At 48.8% G+C, this 25,706-nt stretch carries 21 protein-coding genes; 7 read left to right on the top strand and 14 right to left on the bottom strand.

The genetic code is table 11. From position 1 onward, the window contains the following. The first annotated feature begins 30 nt into the window (after window positions 1-30). Genes ABD880_RS08645 through ABD880_RS08635 form a run of 3 tightly spaced genes read left to right on the top strand, consistent with a single transcriptional unit; the run spans window position 31 to window position 1,706 of the window. Window positions 31-357, top strand: a complete 327-nt coding sequence (locus ABD880_RS08645) for an ArsR/SmtB family transcription factor (RefSeq protein WP_345164682.1) — start codon at window positions 31-33, stop codon at window positions 355-357. Continuing rightward, the gene (locus tag ABD880_RS08640; protein WP_345164680.1) at window positions 354-1,316 is read left to right on the top strand and encodes an SRPBCC domain-containing protein; all 963 of its coding nucleotides are present in this window, start codon (window positions 354-356) and stop codon (window positions 1,314-1,316) included. Before ABD880_RS08645 ends, ABD880_RS08640 begins: the two co-directional genes overlap by 4 nt. Before the next feature lie 12 nt (window positions 1,317-1,328). Next, on the top strand, window positions 1,329-1,706 hold the full coding sequence (locus tag ABD880_RS08635) for a DoxX family protein (protein ID WP_345164679.1): 378 nt from the start codon (window positions 1,329-1,331) through the stop codon (window positions 1,704-1,706). 126 nt (window positions 1,707-1,832) lie between these two features. On the opposite strand, the gene ABD880_RS08630 is transcribed toward ABD880_RS08635, so the two are convergent. The 4 genes from ABD880_RS08630 to ABD880_RS08615 all read right to left on the bottom strand — a co-directional run bounded on the left by ABD880_RS08630 (window position 1,833) and on the right by ABD880_RS08615 (window position 7,689). Further along, window positions 1,833-3,767 carry a hypothetical protein gene (locus ABD880_RS08630; protein ID WP_345164677.1) on the bottom strand — a complete coding sequence of 645 codons (1,935 nt, stop codon included), beginning with the start codon at window positions 3,765-3,767 and terminating at the stop codon, window positions 1,833-1,835. A 285-nt stretch (window positions 3,768-4,052) separates the two neighbouring features. Then, window positions 4,053-5,150, bottom strand: a complete 1,098-nt coding sequence (locus ABD880_RS08625; RefSeq protein WP_345164675.1) for an endonuclease/exonuclease/phosphatase family protein — start codon at window positions 5,148-5,150, stop codon at window positions 4,053-4,055. Window positions 5,151-5,467: 317 nt separating this feature from the next. Further along, a complete protein-coding gene (locus ABD880_RS08620; RefSeq protein ID WP_345164673.1) occupies window positions 5,468-5,953 on the bottom strand; it encodes a gliding motility lipoprotein GldH in 486 nt (161 codons plus the stop codon). Beyond that, window positions 5,950-7,689, bottom strand: coding sequence for a regulatory iron-sulfur-containing complex subunit RicT (locus ABD880_RS08615; RefSeq protein WP_345164671.1), 1,740 nt, complete (start codon window positions 7,687-7,689; stop codon window positions 5,950-5,952). The genes ABD880_RS08620 and ABD880_RS08615 overlap by 4 nt, the downstream gene beginning before the upstream one ends. Before the next feature lie 886 nt (window positions 7,690-8,575). Here ABD880_RS08615 and ABD880_RS08610 point away from each other — a divergent pair. Beyond that, on the top strand, window positions 8,576-11,986 hold the full coding sequence (locus ABD880_RS08610; protein WP_345164669.1) for an MBG domain-containing protein: 3,411 nt from the start codon (window positions 8,576-8,578) through the stop codon (window positions 11,984-11,986). Window positions 11,987-12,101: 115 nt separating this feature from the next. Here ABD880_RS08610 and ABD880_RS08605 read toward each other — a convergent pair whose 3' ends face one another. Beyond that, window positions 12,102-12,578 carry a hypothetical protein gene (locus tag ABD880_RS08605; protein ID WP_345164667.1) on the bottom strand — a complete coding sequence of 159 codons (477 nt, stop codon included), beginning with the start codon at window positions 12,576-12,578 and terminating at the stop codon, window positions 12,102-12,104. A gap of 772 nt (window positions 12,579-13,350) precedes the next feature. Here ABD880_RS08605 and nadA point away from each other — a divergent pair. Both nadA and nadB read left to right on the top strand, forming a co-directional pair. Further along, complete coding sequence (nadA, locus tag ABD880_RS08600; RefSeq protein WP_345164665.1) at window positions 13,351-14,337, top strand: quinolinate synthase NadA; 987 nt, start codon at window positions 13,351-13,353, stop codon at window positions 14,335-14,337. A gap of 62 nt (window positions 14,338-14,399) precedes the next feature. After that, window positions 14,400-15,983: an L-aspartate oxidase gene (nadB, locus tag ABD880_RS08595; RefSeq protein ID WP_345164663.1), complete on the top strand. Its 1,584-nt coding sequence runs from the start codon at window positions 14,400-14,402 to the stop codon at window positions 15,981-15,983. Between the two features lie 81 nt (window positions 15,984-16,064). Here the strand turns inward: nadB and ABD880_RS08590 are convergent, their stop codons facing one another. The 6 genes from ABD880_RS08590 to ABD880_RS08565 all read right to left on the bottom strand — a co-directional run bounded on the left by ABD880_RS08590 (window position 16,065) and on the right by ABD880_RS08565 (window position 21,873). Beyond that, entirely contained in the window at window positions 16,065-16,787 is a 723-nt protein-coding gene (locus ABD880_RS08590; RefSeq protein ID WP_345164662.1) for a hypothetical protein, read from the bottom strand. Window positions 16,788-16,884: 97 nt separating this feature from the next. Further along, window positions 16,885-17,967, bottom strand: a complete 1,083-nt coding sequence (locus ABD880_RS08585) for a tetratricopeptide repeat protein (protein ID WP_345164661.1) — start codon at window positions 17,965-17,967, stop codon at window positions 16,885-16,887. A 125-nt stretch (window positions 17,968-18,092) separates the two neighbouring features. Next, a complete protein-coding gene (locus ABD880_RS08580) occupies window positions 18,093-18,752 on the bottom strand; it encodes a hypothetical protein (RefSeq protein ID WP_345164660.1) in 660 nt (219 codons plus the stop codon). 367 nt (window positions 18,753-19,119) lie between these two features. Next, the gene (locus ABD880_RS08575; protein WP_345164659.1) at window positions 19,120-19,902 is read right to left on the bottom strand and encodes a LytR/AlgR family response regulator transcription factor; all 783 of its coding nucleotides are present in this window, start codon (window positions 19,900-19,902) and stop codon (window positions 19,120-19,122) included. A 164-nt stretch (window positions 19,903-20,066) separates the two neighbouring features. Beyond that, entirely contained in the window at window positions 20,067-21,128 is a 1,062-nt protein-coding gene (locus ABD880_RS08570) for a sensor histidine kinase (RefSeq protein WP_345164657.1), read from the bottom strand. A 109-nt stretch (window positions 21,129-21,237) separates the two neighbouring features. Continuing rightward, the gene (locus ABD880_RS08565; RefSeq protein WP_345164655.1) at window positions 21,238-21,873 is read right to left on the bottom strand and encodes a hypothetical protein; all 636 of its coding nucleotides are present in this window, start codon (window positions 21,871-21,873) and stop codon (window positions 21,238-21,240) included. Window positions 21,874-22,041: 168 nt separating this feature from the next. Between ABD880_RS08565 and sugE the strand changes: the two genes are divergently transcribed. Continuing rightward, window positions 22,042-22,368 (top strand): quaternary ammonium compound efflux SMR transporter SugE, encoded by a 327-nt coding sequence (sugE, locus tag ABD880_RS08560; protein ID WP_345164654.1) that lies wholly within the window; start codon window positions 22,042-22,044, stop codon window positions 22,366-22,368. Window positions 22,369-23,467: 1,099 nt separating this feature from the next. Here the strand turns inward: sugE and ABD880_RS08555 are convergent. Genes ABD880_RS08555 through ABD880_RS08545 form a run of 3 tightly spaced genes read right to left on the bottom strand, consistent with a single transcriptional unit; the run spans window position 23,468 to window position 25,689 of the window. Beyond that, a complete protein-coding gene (locus tag ABD880_RS08555; protein WP_345164653.1) occupies window positions 23,468-24,295 on the bottom strand; it encodes a hypothetical protein in 828 nt (275 codons plus the stop codon). Continuing rightward, complete coding sequence (locus ABD880_RS08550) at window positions 24,276-25,055, bottom strand: UDP-2,3-diacylglucosamine diphosphatase (RefSeq protein ID WP_345164652.1); 780 nt, start codon at window positions 25,053-25,055, stop codon at window positions 24,276-24,278. The genes ABD880_RS08555 and ABD880_RS08550 overlap by 20 nt, the downstream gene beginning before the upstream one ends. Continuing rightward, window positions 25,039-25,689: a LutC/YkgG family protein gene (locus tag ABD880_RS08545; protein WP_345164651.1), complete on the bottom strand. Its 651-nt coding sequence runs from the start codon at window positions 25,687-25,689 to the stop codon at window positions 25,039-25,041. The genes ABD880_RS08550 and ABD880_RS08545 overlap by 17 nt, the downstream gene beginning before the upstream one ends. Between the last annotated feature and the right edge of the window lie 17 nt (window positions 25,690-25,706).

Raw genomic sequence — 25,706 nt, 5'->3', positions numbered from 1 at the left:
TGCTATCATATGGTTGCATATTGATTAGAGATGGAAACAAGAAGAGACGTTTTTCAAGCCATAGCAGACCCTACCCGGCGTGCCATCATTTTATTGTTGGCCGTGTCCGCCATGACCCCCAACGCCCTGGCCGAGCATTTTAACACCAGCCGGCAGGCTGTGTCCAAACACCTCCAAGTCCTGACGGAGTGTGAGGTATTGACCCAAGAGCAACAAGGCCGCGAGATTCATTACCATTTGAACACTGCCAAGATGAAAGAGATAGAACACTGGCTGGAGCAGTTCAAGCAACTACTCTCCAAGCGTTTTGACCAGTTAGATGATGTTTTGAAAAAACTTAAAACTAATAAAAAATGAACAAGGCTATTCTTTTCAATTTTGAGGTAGAGAAGGACAACAACCTCATTAAAGTGGAACGCAGTTTCCAGGCACCTAAAGACCTGGTGTGGGCCGCCTGGACAGAGTCTGAAATCCTGGACCAATGGTGGGCCCCAAAACCCTGGCAGGCGGTCACCAAGTCCATGAATTTTACAGAAGGCGGTCAGTGGCACTACTACATGCAGAGTCCCGAAGGAGAAAAGCATTGGTGCCTGTTTAACTACCATGAGATTAAACCAGAAACTTATTTTTCTGGGATGGATGCTTTCTGTGATGAGCATGCAGTGATTAATACTTCTCATCCCAGAGCGAAATGGGAGAACACGTTTACGGCTGACGGAGATAGTACCATTGTGAACGCCACCCTGCGGTTTGAGAAGTTAGAAGACTTGGAGGCTATCATTCAGATGGGCTTTAAAGAAGGCTTTACTGCCGGCTTAGAGAACCTAGACCAATACATTGCTACCCAGTTTTATCTGCGCAAACAAAACAAGCCCAACAACCGCGCACGGGTTACGGCTTATATCAATTTGCCGGGCAATACAGAAGAAGCGTTTAACTTTTATAAATCGGTTTTCAAGACAGAGTTCATCAACGGCATCAAAAGGTTTGGAGACATTCCTGTTACTCCAGACCAACCACCAGTAGCCGAGGAGGTGAAGAAAATGGTGTTGCATGTTGAGTTGCCTTTGTTAGGGGATTTTGTCTTGATGGGAACGGATGCTCCTAAAGAAATGGGCTTTACCCTCACAACCGGAAACAACATGCACATTAGCCTGGAGCCAGCATCTATGGAGGAAGCCACCCGGCTTTTCACGGAGCTGTCTGCCGATGGTGAGATTGAAATGCCCTTGCAAGAGATGTTCTATGGCGCGCATTATGCCGGCTTCACAGATAAGTACGGCATCAACTGGATGATCAATTATCAAAACAACTAAGCCTTACCTACTATGAAACAGAAAATCTTAAACGTCCTGTGCGTGCTGTTCGGGTTGTTGCTTATCAACGGTGGCCTGAACAAATTCTTCAACTACATGCCCGTGCCAGACAACCTACCCGCCGAACTAATAAAAGACACGACGGCCATCACGGAGATAGCGTGGCTCATGCCTTTAATTGGCTTAGCGGAAGTGCTAGGCGGTCTTCTCATTCTATTCCCAAGAACAAGGGCGCTGGGGGCTTTGGTGATATTCCCTGTCATGGTAGGGGTGTTGCTGACGCATGCATTCGTGGAGCCAAGCGGCTTGCCTATTGCCTTGGTCATTTGGGCTATCCTCCTCTGGATACTCTTTGACAACCGTAAGAAGTATCTGCCCTTGGTTGGCTAAATTTGTACCGTCAATGCTCGATCTGTTTTATTCAAATATGCCGAAGAGACAGTCCTTGAATACATAATAAAAAGCCCTGCTGAAATTTCAGCAGGGCTTTTTATTTACTTAGCTAAAAGCAACGGCTTATCTTCCTCTGTTGGAAGAAGAACCTCCTCTAGAAGAAGAGCTTCCGCCGCGGTTGCTTCCGCCTGAATAGTCGTCTCCGTCGCTACCATAAGATGTGCGGCCCATGTCTGAGTTGTCATAGCTAGAACCGCCACCACCGTAGTTGGAGTTGCCGCTTTGGCCACCGTAATTGCCACTGCCCATAGAGCCGTAGCCGCTAGATGAACCATGAGAAGAACCTCCCTGGCCGTAGCCGCCCATGCCATAGTCACGGCTTTGGTCACCGTAGCCACCACCGGTCATTGAACCGCCATGGCCACCTTGGCTAGAAGAACCGTATCCGCCGCGTGAGCCCATGTCGTTGCCCATGCTACCGTAGTTGGAACCTCCAAAGCTTCCGCTGTTAGAACCGCCGTAGTTACCGCCCTGTGAGCCTGAGCCGGCACCGTAGCTAGAGCCACCGTAGTTACCACCTTGTGAGCCGTAGCCCCCTTGTGAACTGCGTGACCCAAAGTCGCCGCCTTGTGAGCCGTAGCTGCTGTAACCACCTTGGCCTGAGCTGCCACCGTAGTTGCTTCCGCCCATGCCGCCGCTCATAGACCCGTAGCCGCTAGAGTCGCCGTAGCCGCCGCTGCCCATGTTAGAGCCACGGGAACCTTGCCACTCTTGGTTAGCGCCCTGTGACGAGCCGTAGCCGCCTCTAGAGCCCATGTCTGTGTTGCCGTAGCCACCGCGTGATCCCATACCTGAGCCACTGCCGTAACCACCTTGGCCAGACCCGCCGTAGCTGCCGCCTTGGCCGTAGTTAGAGCCGCCATAGCTTTGGCCGCGGTTGCTAGAGCCGCCGTCAAAGTCTTGGTTGCCGTCATAGCCTCCACGAGATGAACCACCGCGTGAGCCGTACTCTTCGCCGTAAGAACCTCCTCTAGAACCCATGGCACCGTAAGAGCCTGAGTTCTGGTTGCTGTAACCTTGGCTGTAACCACCCTGGCCTCTGTCCTGGTTGCCATGCATGCCATAGCCGCTTTCGCTGCCATAGCCCATCTGGTTGCCGTAATAGCCAGAGCCACCGTAGTTAGAATAACCACCGCGGTCAGACTCTGAACGGGAAGAGTTGCCAGAATAGCCGCCTTGTGAGCTCATGCCATACGGGTTGCTGCCCATGGAGCCGTAGCCGCCTTGGTTAGACCCACCGTAATTGCCACCCATTGAACCTGAGTTGCCACCGTAGCCGCCTTGGCCGTAGCTGCTTCCGCCCATGTTGCCACCGCCTTGTGATGAGCCGTAGCCACCCTGGCCGTAGTTAGAGCCGCCCTGTCCCCAGCTTTCGCCGTGTTGCTGGCCAGAGCCGCCATAGTTGCCGCCGCCCATAGAGCCTTGACCGTAGCCGCCTTGGTTGTACCCGCCTTGGCCATACTGTCCGCCGCCCATGTTGCGCATAGAATCAGAGTTGCCTCCCATCATAGAGTCGTTGTCCTGGCCCATGTTAGAAGAGTTAGAGGCAGAAGAACCGCTCTTAGACGATGATGATTTACTTGATTTGCTGGTGCTGCCAGACTTAGAGGAACTGGCCTTGGGGGTAGATGATTTGCTGGTGCTGCTTTTCTTATCTGAGGTACCCGCAGAAAGGGTAGAAGAAGAACCAGAGGTTCCTTTAGAAGAGGTTGAAGATGATCCTTTTTTAGACGAAGAGCCGGTAGAACCGCTCATGCCAGAAGTGCTGCCAGACATGCCAGAGCCGGTAGTGCTGCCGCTCAATCCTGAGCCTGACGTGCCGCTGCCAATGCTGCCTGTGGAGCCTGACATGCCAGAGGAACCAGAGGACATACCAGAAGAAGATGAACCTGATCCCATGCCGCTGCCGGTAGAGCCGCTTGCACCTGTATTACCCATAGAACCGCCAGTAGTTGATCCTAGGTTGCTGCTTTGCTGATCTTTTTGATTGTCTTTCATAGTTAATTCTCCTTGTTAAATAGTTTTTGAATGGTTAGTTAGGTATGGTATTTCATGCCCAAGAACAGAGAGATGAACCAATGACACCTTTTTCTATCCACGCAGGGCAAGTGCTAAATCTATACGAGCACAAATAACCATGGTTCAAAAACCTAATATGAAATTTTAATCAAGAAAGAATGAATAGAAGATTAAATGGAGAATAGAAAATGGTTGCGCACAGCTACTTAGACACTTCTTTGGCAGAGGTGCTTAGGTGCTGTAAATTGTAATATAGAGATATGTCTATTGTTTAGAAGAATCCACAATGTCATTGACCGGCGAGGTGGGCGGCACAATGTCCTTGACGTTCTCAATCAGTTCTGCCGCTTCTTCATGGTCCTCATGGTCAGCCACTGGTACGTCATGGTCATCGGCTTCCAGAGGTTCATAGTTGAGCCTGATGAAGATAGGGAAGTGGTCTGAGCCAAACTTGGGCAGGCGCTGCAACCGGATCAATCTAAACGCCGGGTCATAGAAGATATGGTCCAAAGAATACCTGAAGAAAGGGATCAAGGCATTGTAGGTATTATAGAAGCCGCGGCCAATGCGCGGGTCCAGCAGGCCGCTAATCTTCCGGAAGAGGTTAGTGGAATAAGACCAGGCCACATCGTTCAAATCACCGGCCACAATGCTGGCCCACGGTGAGGCCTTGGCCATCTTGGCAACGGTCAAAAGCTCTGCCTCACGGGTGTCTGTGTCTTTGTTGAGGTGCGGCGGCTGCGGGTGTACGGTGAACAAGTCAAACTTCTTGCCGGTGGGCAGTTCTACCAAAGCGTAAAAAGACGGAATGCCTTCTTCTACCAGGTACCGCACGTCTACATGGCTCAACGGAAATTTACTGAAGAACATCATGCCATACGTGTTTTCCAGCGGCCGCTTGATGGAGTAAGGGTAGCGCTCATCCAGCTCTTCCATGGCGGTGGCCCAGCGTTGGTTGGGTTCATTGACCAACAGCATGTCTGGGTCCGTCTCCTTCACTAATTTTAAGAAACGCTCATGCTTTTTATTAGTCATGCGCACGTTGGAGATCATAAACCCGAACGAATTCTTAGGCACCTTAATCTTTGACCTGAGCGCCTGCACGCGCACAAACGGCGTGTATTTGTACACATGGATAAGTTCATTGACAATGGCAATGATCAAGAGGCCCCCAAAGAGCTTGGCGGCCGTGGTCTCATACCCATAAAAATAGCCGTACGCTCCCAGGACAAGGGTGCAGAAAAGGGCAACTTGTACACGCGGGAAATCCAATACCCTAATCCACCAATAGGTGCTTTTAACCAGGGTAAGCAAGGAAGCCATAATCATAAGGCCACCAAAAAGTTCAAGAGCGAATTTCATACGCAAGGCATTGATAGAGTCGGTACAAATACTCAGAAAGGCCTAGGAAAGTTGTCTTCCTGAAAACAAGGGAATTGCTTCCTTAGAATCAGCTTCGTTTTTGGCCTGTTTTCTGGGAAATACGCTAAAAACGGCCTTTCTGCAACAGTGTAATTTTATACGAAGTCTTGGCCCATAAAGTGTTTCTGCGGGTAGGCTACGGTAAGTCTGTACGGGAACTTTCAACCTGCCAATGGGGCTAAACGCAAAATCCGTTTTTGGGCTGATTTCTATAAAACAGCCCAAAAACGGATTTCAGGATAAAGGAAGTGTCTCTCTTACGGCGCTACTTTCTCAACGCGTACGCCAATGGCCATCATAGACGGCAAAGGATCTTGGCGCATGTATTGTTTCACCTTGAGTTGGTACTTGCCCGGTTGGGCAAATCTGATGTTCTTTAACGCTCTAAACTGATGATCAAAGATGTCTCCGGCGCCGCTCCCTCTGGGTTCACCGGTCTTAGGGTCCATCAAGAACATCTCATGCAGGGCAGAACTGATCTGCTTGCCGTCTGGCCCAATCAGGTAATGCCGCAGGTATAGGTTGTAGAACTGGTAGCTTACCGCGTTGCGCACATTAAAATACACATTGTATTGCTGCGTAGTGTCTGTAATCTCAAAGGTGAACGTGGGCGTGAGCTTGACCGGCCACTGGTTGTTTGGCAGGTCTTGGTTTTCTTCAAACACGCGGTTGGCGTCACAGCTACCTAAGAGCACGCTTAGGCAGAGCGCCAAGGCTACGCTCAAAAAACGGTTCATTCTCATGAGGCATCTGCGTTTGAAGGTCCTGATGAAGTATTCTCAGCGCCGCCGTTGCCGCCGCCGGGTTTGCGGTTTCGGTTATTGCGGTTACGGTTGCGTCTTGGGCGGTTCTGGCCATCTGGTCTGGGTCCGCGGTCTTCTGCAGCACCAGCCGCCGTTACAGGGGCCCCTTCTACTGGAACTCCGGTTGGCGCTCCAGCCTGGGGCTGTGGACGCGGTCCGCGCTCGCCCTGGTTGGGACGTGGCGCACGCTCTTGCCTTGGCGGCCTGCCACCTTCTGGGCGCGGTTGACGGTTGCTGCCTTCGCGCTCTGGCCGTGGAGCACGTTCTTCTCTTGGCGAGCCTTCTTCTTGAGGGCCAGCCACACGGTTCTGGTTACGCTCTGGGCGGTTTCTGCCTCCTTCTGGTCGGTTACCGGTACGTTCTGGTCTGGCAGGTCTACCCTCAGCAGCGTTTCTCTCTGGCCTTCCCTGCCTTTCTGGGCGGCTGGTAGCCGTACCGGCTTGACCCGTAGGACGGTCACGACGCACTTCGGGGGTAGGAGCGGCGTTAGCCAATACCTCACCCGCGGTGGCTTCTGTGCCAGGGCCTTTCTTTTTCTTTTTGCGCTTCTTCTTGTTCTTGCCGTATTGGTCGTCCAGGCGGTCCAGGTTACCTTCCAGAGCTTCTACAAAGTCCACCACTTCTGGCTGCTGTTGCTTCACCTCTTCGGCTAGGTTCTCGGGCATTTCGCCGGCGGCGTTCATCTTCAAGACCTCATGCACGCGGTCCACGGTCACCGGGAACCAGTTGCTGTCGCCGCGATAGCCAAACCACATGATGCGCCTGAAAATGTCGGTCTTCTGCAGGAAGGCGTCTCCGGCCTTGGTCTGCAGCGGGCGGTTCACGTTAGGAATATCCTTGAGCGCGTCCATGTACGTCTCCAACTCATAGTTGAGACAGCACTTAAGGCGTCCGCACTGGCCGGATAGTTTGCTGGGGTTCAAGGAAAGATTCTGGTAACGCGCCGCGGTGGTAGACACGCTTCTAAAATCAGTGAGCCAGGTAGAGCAGCACAGCTCACGTCCGCAAGAGCCAATTCCGCCCAGGCGGCCGGCCTCATGGCGCAGACTGATCTGGCGCATCTCCACGCGTATCTTAAACTCTTCGGCTAGCTTCTTGATGAGCTCCCTGAAGTCAACGCGGTCATCTGCTGAGTAGAAAAACGTGGCTTTGGTTTTGTCTGCCTGGTACTCCACGTCAGAGAGTTTCATCTTGAGCTTGAGCTCCTGGATGATGGCCCTGGCGCGGTACATGGTGGTAGACTCCTGCTCCCGGGCATGGTTGAATTTCTCCATGTCCTTCTCCGTGGCCACGCGGTAGATACTGCGTATCTCCTCGTTGTTCTGCACCTTCTTCTTGTTCATCTGCAGGCGCACTAATTCGCCCTTGAGAGACACGTGGCCAATGTGATGGCCGTTGGGTACGTCTACTACCACGGCGTCGCCGGTGATGAGCGGCAGGTGGTTGATGTTCCGGAAGAACTCTTTGCGCCCGCCTTTGAAGCGTATTTCTACTATGTCAAACTCTTTGAAAGACACGGGTATTTCCATGTCTGAGAGCCAGTCAAATACATTTAACCGGTTACAGCCTCCCGTGCTGCAACCGCCGTTGCTTTTGCAGCCCGCAACTACCTCTGTGCCATCTGCACTGGTCGTCTTGGTGCCGCAACCGCCACTAGAACATGAACTACATCCCACAGGTAAATTCCTTTATATAGATAATTCTTGTTTTCACACTATTGGTCTCCGCTGCCTGCCATGGCAACTTGCGCTTCCCTAACTAACTGATGATTTCTTGCCTGACGGTGAAGTGTTTACAACCACAGGCGGTTGGGAAGGTAAGACAATCCGGTCTTTATACGGCCAATCCGGAGACCCTAATTAACAAATATAATAACTTAATCCGAATTGGCAGGCACTCTTTTGCAGGTTATCCACAGTCCGTTTTTGGGTTGTTTTGATGGAAAGAGGCTAAAAACGGACTTTTAACCAGTAGACTATCTTCTTGACTGTCAAGTCTAAAATGGACTTGTTGTTTGGAAAAAAGAAAATCTTTCTAGTATTTTAGTTTGTAATAATGCCAAGCTTTTTCTGGATTATACTGTAAGGGTAATTAAGATATAGATTCTTTGCTTATTAAAAGTGCCCCTTTGGTTATCAAGACTGCTTTTACGCTTTTCCTTCATTCTGTCGCTCAACTTTCTGGCGACGCTCTTTCTTTTATAAGTACCCTTCTGCCTGCAAAGGCTAACGCTTTGTTTATTGGTTCATTACGGTCAACTATCCATTCACCAACCTTAGTCCTATGAAGATAAAATTTACGCTAACCGTATTTCTTCTTTTGCAAGTCATTTACTGCTCTGCCCAGATAGGCTCTTTTACCTCAAAAAAATCCTTGGGCTATGATATGATTGCCCGAGAAGCAGCCAGCATGGTTTCCTTAAATAACAAACTTTACATTTTAGGAGGTTATAACACTTCTGGAGGCCCTAGGGATTTAACAGAATACAACCCTGCTACAGGTGAATTGAAAAAACTTAAAAACTTGGGTACAGGCCCCTCAAACCCCCTTAGAGAAAAAACAATGTTTGTAGTGAAGGGCAAGATCTACAATTTTAGTGGTTATGGAACGGGGGTTTCTGTGTATGACCCGGCACAAAACACATGGACAGAGGCTAGAGGGCTTTTGGATGCGGGCCTTATTCCAGATGCAGGCTTTGTGATCAATGACACCATTTTCTTAACCTCGCAATCAAGTAACAACTTCTATTCTTACAACATTGTCTCTAATACTTTTACCAAAAGGGCCACCTTACCCGGACCAACTACTACTAGAATTGGAACTATTGCTTTTGAGATAAATGGGAAAGGCTATTGGGGAACTGGCACTAATGGGTCTGCCCTTTATAATGACTTTTATGAGTATGATCCTTTAGGCGATATTTGGACGCCTAAAGCTTCATTACCTGCACCATTTAGATATGGGTCTGGAGCCAGTGTGAATGGCAAAGGCTACGCAGGGCTAGGAGAGGGACCTTACAATAATATTACGTTTAGAAACATGCAGTACTGGTATGAGTATAATCCTACTACTAACACTTGGGCCAAAAAGCAAAATCTAATGAACGTGAGCGATGTCTCTATTGCTTCGCCTTATCATATTAAGCAAGCCGCTATAGCATCCTTAAGTGGTGACCTCTACTTGTTTGGCGGTAATAGAAGTGACCTCTCAACCATTTATACAGATAACCTTTACAAATTCAGTCCTGCCTCAAACACATGGGCGGTAGTAAACCACGATTTGGGTAAAAACAGGACCTCTGCAATTGGTTTTTATAGCAATGGCAAAATTTATACAGGGGGTGGTAATGACAGTGAGCCTTTGTTAGACTTCTGGGAATATGACCTCGTCACAGATCAATGGGGAGCTAAAAGTGGTTTAACCAGCACGTTTAGTGAACGGGCAGTAACTGAGATTAATGGCAAAGGATATGCCGTGGGCGGCTATGATGCTACCATGCCTGCTGGTTCTACCTACAACAATTACACAGACTCTTTGCTAGAGTACAACATGTCCACCAACTCATGGACTACAAAAGCTCCTTTCCCCGGCGGGAAAAGGACAAGGATGGTGGCAATGGCCTATAATGGAAAATTATATGCAGGAACAGGCGTTAATGCCAATGGACATAACAACAGTAAAGATTTTTATGAGTACAATCCTGGCACAAATGCCTGGAAAAGGCTAGCCGATCTTCCATACGAATGGAATGTGGGTACAGAATTCAAAAGTTTTGTGGTAGGTGATACGGCATATCTATTTAATGACACTTATGCCAACTTGTTTGTGTACAAATATGCATTTGCTACTAACACTTGGACTAAAAAGGATTTAGCTGAAGTCGCGATTCAACATACTTTCACTTTCAAAGGCAAAGGGTATATCATCTACTATATACCCTTCTCATATTCTACTCCTTATGGCACATTGGCGGAGTTCAACCCTGCCACAAATACTTTCAGAGACATCCTCTCCATGCCCTTTGAAACAGCAGGGCAATTAGTAGTACCCACTGACAATAGCATTTACTTTGGCTTCGGCCAATACAATTTCATGCAAACTGGTGTTGCTAGATCCAATGTCTGGAAAGAGTTGAAGTTTGACGCTGAAGTCTCTAAACAACTAGGTGTCTTTACCTCTAAGTCACAGAATACAGACAATACTTGTGGGCCTTTTTTAGGAGCAAATGTTTTCCAAAGTCTTTATGACCAGGAAGGCAAATTGTTTGCAACTCTCAATACGGGCAATAGTTCCTCTACCAGAAGTCTTTGCATGGAAGTCAATTCTCTAGATCCATTGCAACCCTATAGAACCGCAGTAGGCCGATTTGGCCAAATCTACAATGAAAAGGTCATGTTCTTTAACAGGAGCCTTTTAATAGACGGTGGAGTACAAGGGGGAGGAGGAAGGATTTTTACCACAGCCGCTGAACTTAACAGATTTGTCCAAGCCTTTAATACGGCGCACGGTACTAGTAAAACACTGAATGACATAAGGATCATCAGTTATTTTGAATACCCAAAAAATGACCATGATCCTTTAAACAACCTTCAAAACTCAGATTACTATGATGTGTTGGTGCCTACTATTCATACCTATGGCGCAGACAGGTACTTAGAGTTTTTCAATACTGCCAATGAGTCTGCCAGGGGCGAAATCTACATCACGCTGTCTATAGACGCTACCCCGCCAGCACCTACCGTTACCAGCCCGGTGATTCTGTGCCAAAACCAAACCGCCACTGCTTTGACGGCTACCGGCACTGCCCTGAAATGGTATACCAGCGCCAGCGGCGGTACAGGCTCTACTTCGGCGCCAACCCCAGGCACCGCTATGGTGGGCACTACATCTTACTGGGTATCACAGACCAAAGACAACACAGAGAGCGCCCGCGCTAAGATTGATGTCACGGTGAATCCATTGCCGGGTGCATTGACCGGTTCCAACACTTGGCCTTCTACTGTGCCTTATAATGTAGCTACTACCTTTGCCGTGAACGCGCAAGCGGGAGCCACTAGCTATACCTGGACAGTGCCTGCGGGTTTTGTGATTAATGCGGGACAAGGTACCACGTCTATCCAGGTGACGCCCACGTCGCCGGGTGTCACAGGCGAGATTACGGTGAGAGCAGGTAATACCTGCGGCCAAGGACCGGCGCTTTCTAAAACGGTGACCGTGGGCAAGGCAACTCCTACCATCACGTTTGCCAATGTGAGCAGAATTTACAGCCCGTCTACCTTCGCCTTGGCTGCCACCAGCAACTCTACCGGCGCCATCACCTATACCGTGGTAGAAGAGCAGACAACGGCCTACCCAGGTAACATTACCTTGTCCGGTACCGGCAATGCCACGGTGCAAGTGGTCAAGTCGGGCAAAGTGAAAGTAAAAGCCAACGTAGCTGAAACCGCCAGTTACCTGGCCGGTTCAAAGGAAATGGAACTGACCATCGCCAAAGCTGCCGCTACCATAACGCTGTCTAACCTAGAGCAACAACATAATGGCCAACCAAGACCAGTGACGGTGGTCACCAATCCTGCGGGGTTACCGACCACGGTCAGGTATAACGGTTCTGCTACGGTGCCAAGCGCTGTGGGCACCTACGCCGTGACGGCCAGCATCACAGATGACAACTACCAAGGCGAGGCTACCGCCAACTTGGTGATTAAAAACCTGACGGCCTCTGCAGATGAAGTTATGATCCGCTCTGTGAGCCTATATCCTAACCCAACCACGGGCCGATCCATTTTAGAGTTAAAGAACGGTTTGGCCGTGACCGTTACCATCACTGACCTTGCTGGTAAAGAAATTATGCCACAGACAACTGTAAAAGGCCAATTAGACATAAACCTGGAAGGCAAGGCGCGCGGAGTTTACCTGGTTAAGGTGCATTCAGAAACCAGAGGTACGCTTACTTTCAAGGTCTATAAACAATAGTCGGTCTCGGTCTAACATCACTAAACAGAAGAGCCGCCTCCTAAATTTTAGAGGGCGGCTCTTCTGTTTGATGCCTTAAAATTGGCCTTCCTTTCTATAACAGTCTCATTACAATCTATTCCTCTGCTATGAGGTTGTTAAGCCTAGGCTGTAGAATCCAGATGCCTATCATTGAAAACCATATCAGCACAAAATCTCCAATGTAGTCACTAAATCTGGCGGTCCTGCCAAGTTCTATAGACCTAAAGGTTTTAGCCGCGAAACGAGCTCCCCAGAAAATCAGAAAAATAGAAAGCATATGTAGCGGAATGATGATGCTGGCAACAACTGCTCCGTTAACGCTCGTCACTACTGAAACCCCCTGCGTCATTACCAACCCCAAGGCCACCGAGATTAACAGAATATACACCACAGGTACTAAGAACAGAAGCTTAAACCTACGACTGTTTAATTTTACACCTGCTGGCAATTTTACATGGAGGTTAGTTGAAATAGCCCAAATCCATCCAAGAATACCTAGTGAGAAAACTAACAATACCACAGGAAAGACAGAAAGCAAAAGAACAGGATTGGAGAACGTAACTACGTTCATGAAAATGGGAAGCCCCCAGGTAATCAAGAAAAGTTGCCAGTGTTTTAGTTTGAGTAGAAACCTCATGCAGTATATAGGGGCTAGATGAAAGATTAGTAGTTTTTGGATAAAAGAGGGCTTATATACCTAATTTCTGTTACAAGAAAGTATCTGAGTTGGGGAGTATCAAACTATCCATTAATATTTTTATTCAAAGGGATGCTAGATGCATCATGGGTAAAAGTAGTGATCTAGGATTAGAACAGCCAGACCTTAATTCCTTGTCAAGGCGTGCATCAATAAAAGTAGCCTGATGCCTGACGGTAGACAGATTTCATTAGTTGGTTTATAGAGAGGGGAAAATGACTGCTTTATACTGCAATCATAAACTCTCAAGTAAAAATTGGAAATCTTCACCTACTAAGTCTTCTCACTATTTTATTTTGCTTCAGAGGAGTTTTCAGCCTGTTTTCACCAAAACAGGCTGAAAACAAGCTGAAAAGAATCAGGTGAAGACCTTTCCCTTTGTTTTGTATCCCAGTATTTAGATCCGTGACACAATTGTCTTTAAAGCCTCAACATGCCAATTAGGCTGCCAACGCTTTGAGCATTTTTAGGCTGATTTTTGAAAAACAGGCCATAAACGAAGGCTATCTGCATAATAAAAGAGGCAGTTGTATTTTAATAGTGACCAATGTCATAGTACATCTGCATGCTATCATGTCAATTTGTGCTCATAAGGCACTTGTCCTATGGAGAGAGTCAGCCTAAAAGTACTTAATGAACCAGTACCATGACCATTGCAGAGCTTCAAGAAAAATACAAGCAGACCGCGTCCCTCACCAACCTAACTGATGAGCAGTTACAATCTGAAATCCTGCGACTAAAGCAGGAAAAAAACGCCGTCATACTGGCCCATTATTACCAGGAGTGGAAGATTCAGGAAATAGCCGATTACGTGGGCGACAGCCTGGGGCTCTCCCAGCAGGCGGCTATGACCAATGCCGACGTGATTGTCTTTGCCGGCGTGCACTTCATGGCCGAGACCGCCAAGATTCTGTCGCCGCAGAAGAAAGTGCTGCTGCCTGACCTGGAGGCCGGTTGCTCCCTAGCCGATTCTTGTCCGACAGAGGCTTTTCAGCAGTTTAAGGATGCGCACCCCGGGCATGTGGTGGTAAGCTACGTGAACTGTACCGCCGAGATCAAGGCCCTGAGCGACATTATCTGCACCTCGTCCAATGCCAAAAAAATCATAGATTCCATTCCGGTAGACACTCCTATCATCTTTGCACCAGACGTGAACCTGGGCCGCTACCTAAAGAAGGTGACGGGTCGCGACCTGGTGCTCTGGGATGGCGCCTGCATTGTGCATGATTCTTTTTCATTGGACAAGATACAGGCCCTGCAAACCCAACACCCAGACGCTAAAATCCTGGCCCACCCAGAATGCAGTCACGCCATTCTGGAGATAGCCGACTACGTAGACTCCACGGCCAATATGTTGGATTACAGCCAGAAAAATGCTGCCTCTACTTTCATTGTAGTCACTGAGGAAGGCATTCTGCACCAGATGCGCAAAGCCTCCCCAGAGAAGCTGTTTCTCCCAGCCCCGCTGGTGACCTATACCGAGTGCGCCTGCGGCGAGTGCCCCTACATGCGCATCAACACCCTGGAGAAGCTGTATTTATGCCTGCTGCGCGAAGACCCGGCCATTGAACTTCCAGAGGAACTTCGGTTGAAGGCACTGGCCCCCATTCAGCGCATGTTGGAACTATCATAACACAAGAAAAGCGGCCAACCCAAAGCACTGACCAGACAAGCCGGTAGTTTTAATCAAAGGGAATGAAAGAAGTAGACGTTTTGGTGATAGGGTCTGGCATAGCCGGCCTGAGCTACGCCCTCAAAGTAGCCGACTTGCTGCCTACCTGTAAGATTCTGGTGGTGGCTAAGGCCAGCGAGTTAGAAACCAACACCAGCTACGCGCAAGGCGGCATTGCTGCTGTGCTGAACTTACTCACGGATTCTTACCAGAAACACGTACAGGATACCATGGAAGCGGGCGCTTGGCTTTCAAATCTGGCCGTGGCAGAAGCCGTGGTACAGGAAGCCCCGGCCCGCATTGCAGACCTTATGGACTGGGGCGTAGCTTTTGACACCACGCCTTCGGGCGCGTTTCACTTGGGCAGGGAGGGAGGGCACTCAGAAAACCGCATTCTGCATTGCAAAGACCAGACCGGCTACTCCCTAGAAAAAGCCTTGAGCCAGCAGGTTCTTCTGAGGCCCAACATAGAAGTTCTGTCTCATCACTTCGCGGTAGACTTAATCACCTTTAATCAAGGGGAAGCCGGCCCTAGTTGCCACGGAGCATTGTTGTTGGACCTGGGCAACCAGCAGTTGGTAAAAGTGCTTTCAAGAATTACCATGCTGGCCACCGGCGGGGCCGGGCAGGTATACCAGGCTACCACCAATCCCGTCATTGCCACTGGAGACGGCGTGGCCATGGCCCATCGCGCAGGCGCCACAGTAGAGCACCTGGAGTTTGTCCAGTTTCATCCAACGGCTTTGTACCACCCCGGTGAGAAACCTTCTTTTCTGGTCTCTGAGGCGGTAAGGGGCTTTGGGGGGATCCTGCGGAATGCCGCTGGCGAGGCCTTTATGGTGCGCTATGATTCTCGGGGATGTTTGGCCCCCAGAGACATTGTGGCCCGCGCCATAGAGGCAGAAATGAAAAAGGAACAAGCCGTGTGTATGTTCCTGGACGTGACGCACCTGGACTCTGATGACTTTGCGGCGCATTTTCCTACTATCTACCAGAAATGCCTGAGCATAGGAGTGGATCCGGCCCGTCAATGTATTCCGGTGGTACCTGCCGCGCACTATTTTTGTGGCGGGGTTACCACAGATGCCTGGGGTAGGACTTCTATCCAGCACCTGTATGCCTCCGGCGAGTGCGCGTGTACGGGGTTGCACGGCGCCAACCGTTTGGCCTCCAATTCTTTGCAAGAGGCGCTGGTGTTTGCCCACCGGTCCAGCGCAGACACGTGTGCAAAATTAGAAGACACCACGCTTCTGGACCCTATTCCAGCATGGCAGGCACCCATGGTCCGTAGCCAACCAGAAAATCTTTCGCAAATTTCAAGAATCAGGGAAAAGATACAGGCCATGATGAGCCAAGGGGCGGGTATTGTTCGGTGCATTGAGGAGCTAACAGAACTGCATCAAAAGCTTTCCCAATTGGCCATTGAGGTAGAGGCCATGGTAAGAAAATATGGGGCTTCTCTTGAACTAGGTGAATTGAACAACTTGCGCACGGTGGCTCAGCTGGTCACAGACGCAGCTCTTAGCAGAAAGGAATCTATTGGCCTGCACTACCTGGCACCAGACCCGGTACCGCTACAAGCTATAGATAGAATAGCCATTGTTTAACGCGGTTACTTGACGTTGAACTTAGGGAAATGGGAATCACTAGATAAGGAAAGTTTACCCAAAAAACTGGCCAAGGCTTGATTACCTTTTAATGCGCATCACCTCTTGGTTAGCCACTTTAATGAGGTTCAGACTTGGGTCAGGGGCAAGGACGGGAATAGTAAAAATGCCCTCGTCTATGGCTACTGCCTGGGTAGAGACCAAGGTCATGGTGACCGTGAACATGCCATTAATAGTTTTCTCCATCTTGAGCGGCAAGGCTTTGGACATTTTCAAAAAGTCTGCCAGTCCCTCATACTTGTGTTGCGAAAACAGGGCAGGATTAACTTGTAAGTGACCGGGGTTGTAGTAATAGTCAATGATTTGATCCTCCAGCTTTACACGAATCAAAGTGCACGCCACGCCGTTAACCGTCACAGCGGTATCTATTTTTTGGACTATTCTTTTTTTACCTGCACCAGCATATGCCAAGTCTTGGGAGGCATCTGTGACGGTGCAGATCCCTGCGTGCTCCCCCTCTTGTAATGAATAGATCTTGTTGGCCTCAGGTTTATAAATAGCCGAAGACCTTGGGGTAGTATTTTTAGAGGTGTGGTAGTTGCCCTGCTTGTAGGAGACCCAGATGGTGTCTGCCCATGAACCGTCTTGGTTCATCCTCGCCAGCAGTGCTTCTTTGGTGACTCCTGCCTTGATAAAATCTCCTGACACCCTAAAGTCTGCCACATAGGTTAACGTACCCTCAAAGGACTGCGCGTAGGATAAAGTAGATGTGCAAAGGAAAGCGAGGATGATAAAAAGTCTCACCTAGATAGTGTTTGTATAGTCAGACAATGTATTAAAGAAAATAGGAGCTTAAAGTCTACCTAATGCAAGGGTAAAGGTCTAAGCTGTTTTCTTTTGCTTAATACTGACCGCTGTGAAATTTATTTTTGTCACTAACTGGAAGAGTGTTTTCTCCAAACCATGCCACAAAACTATCCCATTTGTCTTGGTTTGCCGATAGCCATTTACCAAAACCGTCTTCGTCCCCTTTCATCAAAATCCAATGGTTATAGGCCTCCATATGCCCAGCATCCTTCACGTTCTTCTGATAGGTTAACAACACGTTTGGGTATGCCTTGTCATGACCATATTTAAAATAGTTGTCAACAAAGTTGCTTCTAATCTTTGCAAGTGAATGGATGTCAATGGATTCTATGAAAGGTATTGAAAACATGAGCGTGGGTTCATATACACCAACTCCATAAGGAAGCTTTAATTTACCTGGGGATTTTAAGTCGCTTACATTCATAGTAGCGTTTTTGCTAAAACTCACAGAAAAAGAAGTGTCACTTGAAATCTTGATTTCGCTCTTATACGTGTCATACAGTAGTTTGCTTATTTCTGCGGTCCTCTTACTGTTGCGTTCTAAGTTCATGAAGATTTCTCCGTACATCATTCCCCAAACCTCTTCCGTTGAACCACAATAGATCTTTGCTGCACGATAATAGTTAGAAGGGAATTTAGGGTCTGTTTCAATTCCTTTTTCATAGAAGGGGAGTGCTTTTCCATATTCTTTTTTACCCCAATAAACATTTCCCTTCTCTAGGTAGAGTCTTCCTGAATTAGGAAACAGGTTAAGCCCTTCATCATAGGCCTCAAACGCTTTTTCTGATTTCCCTAACACGTCATAGCTATTGCCTAATAGTTGAAACAGCCTGTCTGACACGTCTTTGTGCGATTTGGTGCTTTCTAGAATTGTAACTGCTCCTGTATAGTCCTGTTTTAAATAATGCGCATAGGCTAACTCATAAGGGTAGTCAAATCTGTCTGGATCAAGTTTTTGAGCTTCTTGTAACAAGGTGATGCTTTTTTCAAATTTACCACTGTCCATAAGTTTTATGGCTTCTTGTGCCTTTGCAAGTGCCTTTTCCTTATTAGTTTGCCCAAACGTTATTTGCCCAGTGGTAAGCAATAGTAAAAGCCCTAGAGTTATTGCTCTCATTATTTTTAGCAATGATTGTATTTCTAAATTGAATTAAGATATCAATTAATAACCGTTTTTGGCCTCATTTCCAGAAAACAGGCCAAAAACGGTTGCAAGCCAAGTTAGTAAAAGCAGTAGAGCCTTTAGGCCACCTGAAGCATTTTTCCCTTGGTGAATTTTCTGTTCCAATACAGGATAAAGGCTGTGCCTAAAATAGTGGGCATCATCCAAACCAGGGTTGTGCCAATATGGATACCTACCACTAAGAAGGCAGTGACAGAGGCAATCAAAGCGCCTACCATGCGGCCTAAATGACTAAGGAGCCAAGCGTTTTTCTGGTGGGTGAAGATCCTGAACGTTTGAAAGTCTTTAAGAGACATGAACGCCCCAAACCCTCCAAAGAAAAGATATAGAATACTTTGGTCAACCTTTTGCATCATACCTATTCCTCCAATCACCAACATGGCAACAGATGCTAACAGCATGGCTCCTGAGATGGACTTGTCTACCCTGTCTGCCTTTGGTTTAATCTTGCTTTTGAGAGTGAGGGCTCTGTTGCCAGCCAGGACCAGGTAAATGGTGAACACGCCAATCAGAAACAAAAACAGGTTCTCATGGCCAGGCATTCTAGCTACAAAAAGAGAAATCAATGAACTGAGCACCATGGAATAGGAGAAAACTTTGCCCGTTTTCTTATGGTTCAACCCACCTTTTTTAACGAAGATGCTGATTAAGCCTGTGATCAAACCTAGGCCGCCAAAAAATGCGTGGATGTAGATGAGAATCTTAATTGTTTGCTCCATGTTCTTAGTTGTTAGTAAAGGGAGAGTTGGTAGTGTTAAGGAATAGGGCCGTTACAGACTAGACCCTATGGCCGTGTCTGTAATGGAAAAAGATGCTATTTATGATGAAGGAGAAAATGAATAAGCGAAGCTAAAGTAGGATTTTGGCCTGTTATTCCAAAGATAAGATCACTCAAACTTGCTCAAATGGTAATATTCTTGAACATGAGCTGGATGCAATGGGGAGAGGAGGGAGTGCTGATGGTAAAGCCTTCTATTAAAAAGCGAACCACCAACCCTGGTGAATTGGCAAATATCTGAGAGCCCTGAAGACAGATTGATTAATTCCCATTTTTCGCCTGATTTCCAGAAAATAGCCCAAAAACGACTATTTCCCCAACCACTCTTTAAAGGCGTGCGCACGTTCGCTGCTAATGATAATTTCCTTGTCTGTGGTGGGACGTACATAGACTTTTAGACGGCCTTTCATGTAGGGATGAATCTCGTCTATGGCGTGGATGTGCGAGATGAACTGCCGGTTGAGCCGGTTGAAATACTCGGGGTTAAGGATTTCCTGGAGGGTGTCTAGCGTAAAGTCTGTGATGAAGCGCTGGCCGGCGGTGGTCACCAAGAAAACGATCTTGTCCTCGGCGTAGAAGTAAGCTATCTCTTCAATGGAGACAGAACGAATCTTCTGGCCGCTCTTCACCAGAAAACGGTTTTTGTACACGGGTGCGGCCTGGGCCTTGCCGCGGTTGAGCATGGCCATGACGGTCTCCATGTCCAGTACGGGTGCGGCAGGTTGCTCCAGCTGGCGGCGCAAGGTCTTGAACTTGTCCATGGCCGCCCCTAGGTCCTCATTACTAATGGGCTTGAGCAGGTAGTCAATGCTATTCACCTTAAACGCTTTGACGGCATACTCATCATAAGCCGTGGTGAAGATGATGGGGCATTTAACCTCTACCTTCTGGAAGATCTCAAAACTGTTACCGTCTGAGAGGTGAATGTCAAAGAAGGCCAGGTCTGGGGCCGGGTGGGTCTCAAACCACTTCACTGCGTTTCTAATAGAATCTATGGTGCCTACAATCTGGATGGTAGGGTCATACCGGTGTAGTTGGGCTTCTAGCTTTTCTACGGCCAGGTACTCGTCTTCAATGATGAGAATGTTCATGAGGAGCTTGTTTACACTATTTTTTCGCGTTGCAGACAGGCATCAAAAAAAACTTGCCTGAGCGGTTGGGTCTCACCACAGCCCTGCTACCTTGCTTTAAAAAATGCTTTAGCAGAACGGTTCGCTTCCTAGGGTCGCTGGCAACACAAGAATGAAACAAGCGCTTAGGCGGCGTTGGTAAGAAGCGGTAATTTGGCAATAAAGTTGGCATCTGTCACCTCTACACCCACTTTTTTATCTGTGATGAACTTGTAACGGTTGATGATGTTTTTAAGGCCCACGCCGGTAGACTCTTCGCGGCTCTCGCGTAACTGCAGGTTGTTCTTGATGATGATGTAGTCGCCTTCTACAAACACGTCAATGAACAGGGGCTCGTCGCGGCTCACAATGTTGTGCTTGATGGCGTTTTCCATGAGAAGTTGCATGGTCAAGGGCGCCACCATGTGGTTGAGCAGCTCATCGGGTACCTGTATGTTCACGCGCAGGTTCTCCCTGAACCGTATCTTGAGCAGGAACAGGTAGGAGTAGATGAAGTCAAGCTCTACATGCAGTTGCACCAGTTCCTTGTCTTTGTTCTCCAGCACGTAGCGGTACACCTTAGACAACTGCTCCACAAACTTGGCGGCCAAGTCCTGGTCTTTGTAGATGAGCGAGGAAAGGGCATTTAAGCTGTTGAACAAAAAGTGCGGGTTTACCTGCTGTTTCAAAGACTCAAACTGCACCTTGATAGTCTCCTTTTTGAGCTTTTCTGATTGTACCAGGTAGCGGTGCCACTGATTGTAGAAGTAAATACCAGACCTGATGAAGTGCACAAACAGCAAGATGATAGACCCGAAAACAAAGGCCGCCTTGATGTCTCTGGACGCCATGGCATCTGAGAAGCTATAGGATACGTGGCCCAGGATAAGGCGGGGCACCACTTCAAACAAGACCATCACCAGCAAGATGTACGCCTGCACGGCCACCCATTCATAGACAAAGCGCCTAAGGCCAAACTCGCGCCAGTCATACTTCTTGCTCAGGCGTTTGGCAATGCGGCGGGTACCTTCTAGGCTTACGTTCACCATCACAGAGGTGTACATGAGCCGGAAGACGTCTGAGGGCACAAAGTCTTTTAAGCCGGTTCTATGGATAAAGAAGAAGGTCCAGAACAGAACAAAAGCAATGCCGGTGTTGGCGGCGTAACGAAGCAGTTTCTTGTGCTTCAGGTAAAAGGGCTTCTTCATACGGGGCGGCTGGCAGTCAGCCTTTCACTAGCTAAAATCAAGAAGAAAAAAGGATTCGTTTTTGGCCTGTTTTCCAGAAAATACGCTAAAAACGAGGGTTGCAAAAGTGTCAGAACCTGCCAAACTTGGCAGTGAGGGTAAGCGCGGGGGCGCTCAAGTCCTGGTCGGTAGTTTTGGGGAGCGCCACGCCATGAGTAAACCGGTAGCTGAAGGTGAGCCCCAGGCGCATGAACCGGGCTACGTTCAGCTCGGCGGTCACGCCGGGTTCAATCACCAGAAACGCATCTGTGCTGTAAACTTCATAGCTGTAGTTGCCGGTGTTCTGGTTGTCTGAGAAGTTGTCTGTGTATGCTGCCCCGCCCAAACCCACTATCAACGGAAACGCGAGGTGAAACAACTTATCTGGCTCTGGAATGTACTCCAGCAGCGCCCCGCCATAGCCTATTTGCAGGAACGCGTTGTTGGTCTCCTCTATTTCGCCTATGTTGTTCTGCGTGGTAAGCGCATATCCTGCCAAGCCCAAGCCTACTTTGCTATTCAGGAGCCAGGCACCTCTGCCGCCCACCGTAAAGCCAGAGTTGCCTTGAAAACGGGTGAGTTGCAGGGACGGGGCAAAATAAAAACCATGGTTCAAGTCTCTCTGAAACAGCACCTTGGGCGCTTGCGCAGGTTGGGTCTCTGTCTGAGCCCAGCCGGTGACCGTGCAGGCCAGAATTAATAAAAACGAGAAAGCCGTTTTCAGCATATGCGTAGGCAGAAGTCTTTCTTTGGGTGACAGCTCTAAAAAATAAGGTACGCAAGTAACTGTTTTAGATGTTGCTACACAAGCATTTCCTGACCAGAGCGGCATAAGTCACGCCCAAGTGGTTATCTTGCCCCTTGAAATGTATTTTGCCTTCTATCTCTAGTGCCTATGAACACCGCTTGGATTTACCTGGTATTAGCCGGTCTTTGTGAAATTGGCTGGGCCTATGGCCTCAAGTACAGCGACGGCTTTACCAAACTCTGGCCCAGCGTCATTACCGTTTTTGTGATGATTCTGAGCTTTGTCTTGCTGGCGCAAGCCATGAAAACGTTACCCTTAGGCACGGCCTATGCCTCCTGGACCGGCATTGGCGCCGTAGGCACCGCCATTTTGGGCATAGTCCTGCTAGGCGAACCCAGAGACTTTGTGCGGCTGCTGTGCATTGGGTTGATTATTGCTGGTGTGTTGGGGTTGAAGTTTTTAGCGAAGGAGTAGGGGAGTTGTTCAGGACGCAAGCGGGGGTTGATGTTCAACCAAATTTTTAGTCTTTAAACTTAGGTTTGTCGTTGACTTTTTTGGCTGTAATATCGCCACCGTGGTTGGTGTTCTCACCAACGAACCTAGGTTAACTTTTCCAGCTGCATTATCCCTTGCCAATTCTATAGTGCATGCATTTGGCTATGCCTGAGTAATGCCGTCTGTTTTGGAAAGCTTACTTAACCCTCCCGCCGTTGTTGGTGTTATCACCAACGACTAGAACTGCTTCTTCATCTGCATTATCCCTTACTTATGCTTTGGTGCACGCATTTGGCTGTTCCCTTGGCACTGCCGTTGGCTCCGGTGCGCACCACCTTTCTTGTTGCATGTTTTCCGCTAAGCGCTCACGGCCGCGGGGCCTCGTCTTGGCCCTTCGCACTGCTGTTGTACTCTGGGCCTTTGGCCCCGCCCTGCCGGGCGACGAAACAACAGAGGCGCTCAGAGCCAAGACTGTTTTCGGTCCCAATCCTGTTAAGGCTGATTGCTTGATTCTGGTGGTTGGAGGTAAATCTTGTCTCTGTCGCTGCATAGTCATGCGTGCCAAGGCACGGTCTGCTTTATATTGGCTCACGGAACCGGCCAATGGCCGCATCGTAGCGTCGTTCCGCGGAACGACGTTACGGGCAAAGGCGCCGTTTTTAACGCCATTTTCAGAAAACAGATTAAAAAAGCCATGACCTATGCACCGACTGCTTCTGCTCAAGGGACCTCGTAGCGTCCGTAGGACCTGCGAGCGTCTGTGCCCACTTCGCCTGACTAAGAGATGATTCCCCCTTTGAGGGGGGCGAAGGGGGGTGTTTACACCAGCAGATGAAAAAGCTCCCCTCCTAGTTTAGGAGGGACCAGGGGTGGTGTCCACGCCAGTAGAAGATGGCAAGGCGCCGGAGACAAGGCAGTGCCTGGTCTCTACAGAAAGGTCAACCCAATCCCATAGCTTGGTCTCAATCCCGAAAATCCTTCAACTATCATGTGAATCCTGCTTTAAAGGCTACTTTCCACGGGGGAGGGGTTGGACTCCGTTTTTAGGCTGTTTTCTGAGAAATAGGCCAAAAACGCCTTAACGCCAGCGGTAGGCCGTGAGTTGGTTAGGCGTAAGCAGGTACAAAAATCTGTCGCTGGCTAGGGCTTGGGTGTAAGGGGCAGTTGTTTCTGGGAGCGTGATAGTACGCTCCTTTAGGGTGTACAGGTGTTGGAACTGGAGTTTGTTTTCTGCCAAGTAGTATAGTTCATCGCCCAGAAAGCCAATGTAAGTGAGGTTGGTGATAGGGAGGCGCTGTTGGTAGTTGCCCATGTTGTCAAAGACATAAATGCCAGACAGGCGGTCTACCATGTACAATTTTCCTTGGTACTCACGTAAAAACCGGATGTCATGCTGGCGGCGGTTGAGGGTGAGTTCCAGGGCGGTTTCATGGGTGATGCGCGTGAGACGGGTATCAATTTTCAAAAGCCGGAACGTGCTTTCGTCAAAGAGCCACAACCGGTCATCGGCAGCCAGGGTGGCGGCTCTTACCGTGCCGTCCGTGTAATCACGTAAGTCCGCCAAGCCTAAGGGCGTAAGGAAACGGTCCAGCAATTGAATGCGCTGTCGGTCATCATAAAAGGCTATAATCTTAGCCATGCTCCATGCCTCTACGCTGGCCAAATGCCCCTGCACCGTTGGGGAAAACCTGTTAATGACTTTGCCTAATGTATCTAACTGCAGAATGTTCTGCTTGGCGTCTGCCAGGTAGGCTCTGTCAAACCGGTCTAGAGACAGCAAGGAGTGAGAGGGAGTTGACAGGGTGAACGCTATTTTTAAAGGCGTGCCTGACTGCGCGTGCCCTGACAACGCCAGACACACCCACAGCAAGGAAACCAACAAAAGTTTAGGCGTCTGCTTTTTCAAAATACAAAAGGCTGAGTTGCTCTCCGTCATATACGGCATAGGAGCAAAAATTGACCCACTCTCCTAAGTTCAGGTAGCGACTGTGCTCGCCAATAGGCAAGTCTAACGGAAGGTGCCGGTGACCGAACACGTAAAAGTCATGGTGCTGGCGTTGTTCAACGCGGTTACAGTAATGTACCAGCCATTCGTCATCACCTAAGAACACCTCATCATGCACCGTGTTTTGCAAACGGCTTTTGCGGGACCAGTAATTAGCCAGACCAATGCCCATGTTGGGATGAATGCGCGCAAACAGCCACTGGCTTACCCGGTTGGCAAAAATACGCTTAAGTACCTTGTAGGTATGGTCTTTGGGTCCTAAGCCATCGCCGTGGCCAATGAAAAACGTATGCTGGCCTATCTTAGTGGAGATGGGCTTTCTGATAATGGGAATGTTGAGCTCTTTAGGGAAGTAGTCAAACATCCACATGTCATGATTACCCGTGAACAGATAGATGGGAATACCGCTGTCGGCAATCTCGGCGAGTTTGCCTTGTAGCCTGATGAATCCTCTAGGAATGGCGTGACGGTACTCAAACCAGAAGTCAAAGATGTCACCTAGCAGGTAGATGGCATGGGCGTCTTGCTTTACCTGGTCCAGCCACCGCACTATCTTCTTCTCCCGAGCCAGACTCTTCTCCGGGGTAGGCACTCCCAAGTGAAAGTCAGACGCGAAGTAAATCTTCTTGCCGGCTGGGAGTTGCTCAATCGGTGTAATCATCAATCAGGAAAAGGATTAATTCTTTGGGGCCGTGGGCACCCATGACTAGAGTTTTTTCGATGTCGGCGGTGCGGCTAGGGCCACTCACCAGAGATATCATGGAAGGAATGCGCTTACCGTACTTTTCTTCCATCAAGCGTAAACCGTCTTTGATTTCTGGCACCAGTTGGGATAGCTTGGCCACCACCAAATGCATCTCAGGGTAAACAGACAAACGGCGTCCACTCCCAGTAGCTGAAGACACCAAAATACTTCCCGTGCGCGTAATCAAGGCCTCACAGGTGGTTAAGGCCGCCTGAGCTTTGCCTATGAAATCATCCTCAGAGCCATTAAAACTGATGCCGGCCGCGTGGAGGATCTTTTTAAGCGCAGATTCCCAAACATACAGGTTGTCCAAGCCGCGTTCGCGCTTAAAGGTAAAGAGTTGGTCAAAGAAATCTTCCTCGTTCTCACAGTACACAAACGTGCCTGCGTTCCGGATGAACGTCTCTGCAAACTGTACAGATAATTCTTCCAGCAAGGGGCCGTGTACAGACGTGGTGAAGTCTGGGGTGGGAGGCAGAAAAGGCGCTGACATAGCCAGCGCCTCTCTTACCTTGCGGAGCACAATCTCTTTGGATTTCGCTTCGTACATTAGAAAATTCTATTTTA

It is taken from the genome of Nibribacter koreensis (assembly GCF_039541795.1).
GTDB lineage: Bacteria > Bacteroidota > Bacteroidia > Cytophagales > Hymenobacteraceae > Nibribacter > Nibribacter koreensis.
The sequence above is the reverse complement of the archived record's forward strand: the minus strand, read 5'-3'. Positions and strand labels throughout refer to the sequence as shown.

Excerpts from the sequence above, each read along its gene's own strand:
- ABD880_RS08645 (WP_345164682.1), top strand. The coding sequence starts at position 31 with ATGGAAACAAGAAGAGACGTTTTTCAAGCCATAGCAGACCCTACCCGG.
- ABD880_RS08640 (WP_345164680.1), top strand. The coding sequence starts at position 354 with ATGAACAAGGCTATTCTTTTCAATTTTGAGGTAGAGAAGGACAACAAC.
- ABD880_RS08635 (WP_345164679.1), top strand. The coding sequence starts at position 1,329 with ATGAAACAGAAAATCTTAAACGTCCTGTGCGTGCTGTTCGGGTTGTTG.
- ABD880_RS08630 (WP_345164677.1), bottom strand. The coding sequence starts at position 3,767 with ATGAAAGACAATCAAAAAGATCAGCAAAGCAGCAACCTAGGATCAACT.
- ABD880_RS08625 (WP_345164675.1), bottom strand. The coding sequence starts at position 5,150 with ATGAAATTCGCTCTTGAACTTTTTGGTGGCCTTATGATTATGGCTTCC.
- ABD880_RS08620 (WP_345164673.1), bottom strand. The coding sequence starts at position 5,953 with ATGAGAATGAACCGTTTTTTGAGCGTAGCCTTGGCGCTCTGCCTAAGC.
- ABD880_RS08610 (WP_345164669.1), top strand. The coding sequence starts at position 8,576 with ATGTTTGTAGTGAAGGGCAAGATCTACAATTTTAGTGGTTATGGAACG.
- ABD880_RS08605 (WP_345164667.1), bottom strand. The coding sequence starts at position 12,578 with ATGAACGTAGTTACGTTCTCCAATCCTGTTCTTTTGCTTTCTGTCTTT.
- nadA (WP_345164665.1), top strand. The coding sequence starts at position 13,351 with ATGACCATTGCAGAGCTTCAAGAAAAATACAAGCAGACCGCGTCCCTC.
- nadB (WP_345164663.1), top strand. The coding sequence starts at position 14,400 with ATGAAAGAAGTAGACGTTTTGGTGATAGGGTCTGGCATAGCCGGCCTG.
- ABD880_RS08585 (WP_345164661.1), bottom strand. The coding sequence starts at position 17,967 with ATGAGAGCAATAACTCTAGGGCTTTTACTATTGCTTACCACTGGGCAA.
- ABD880_RS08580 (WP_345164660.1), bottom strand. The coding sequence starts at position 18,752 with ATGGAGCAAACAATTAAGATTCTCATCTACATCCACGCATTTTTTGGC.
- ABD880_RS08575 (WP_345164659.1), bottom strand. The coding sequence starts at position 19,902 with ATGAACATTCTCATCATTGAAGACGAGTACCTGGCCGTAGAAAAGCTA.
- ABD880_RS08570 (WP_345164657.1), bottom strand. The coding sequence starts at position 21,128 with ATGAAGAAGCCCTTTTACCTGAAGCACAAGAAACTGCTTCGTTACGCC.
- ABD880_RS08565 (WP_345164655.1), bottom strand. The coding sequence starts at position 21,873 with ATGCTGAAAACGGCTTTCTCGTTTTTATTAATTCTGGCCTGCACGGTC.
- sugE (WP_345164654.1), top strand. The coding sequence starts at position 22,042 with ATGAACACCGCTTGGATTTACCTGGTATTAGCCGGTCTTTGTGAAATT.
- ABD880_RS08550 (WP_345164652.1), bottom strand. The coding sequence starts at position 25,055 with ATGATTACACCGATTGAGCAACTCCCAGCCGGCAAGAAGATTTACTTC.
- ABD880_RS08545 (WP_345164651.1), bottom strand. The coding sequence starts at position 25,689 with ATGTACGAAGCGAAATCCAAAGAGATTGTGCTCCGCAAGGTAAGAGAG.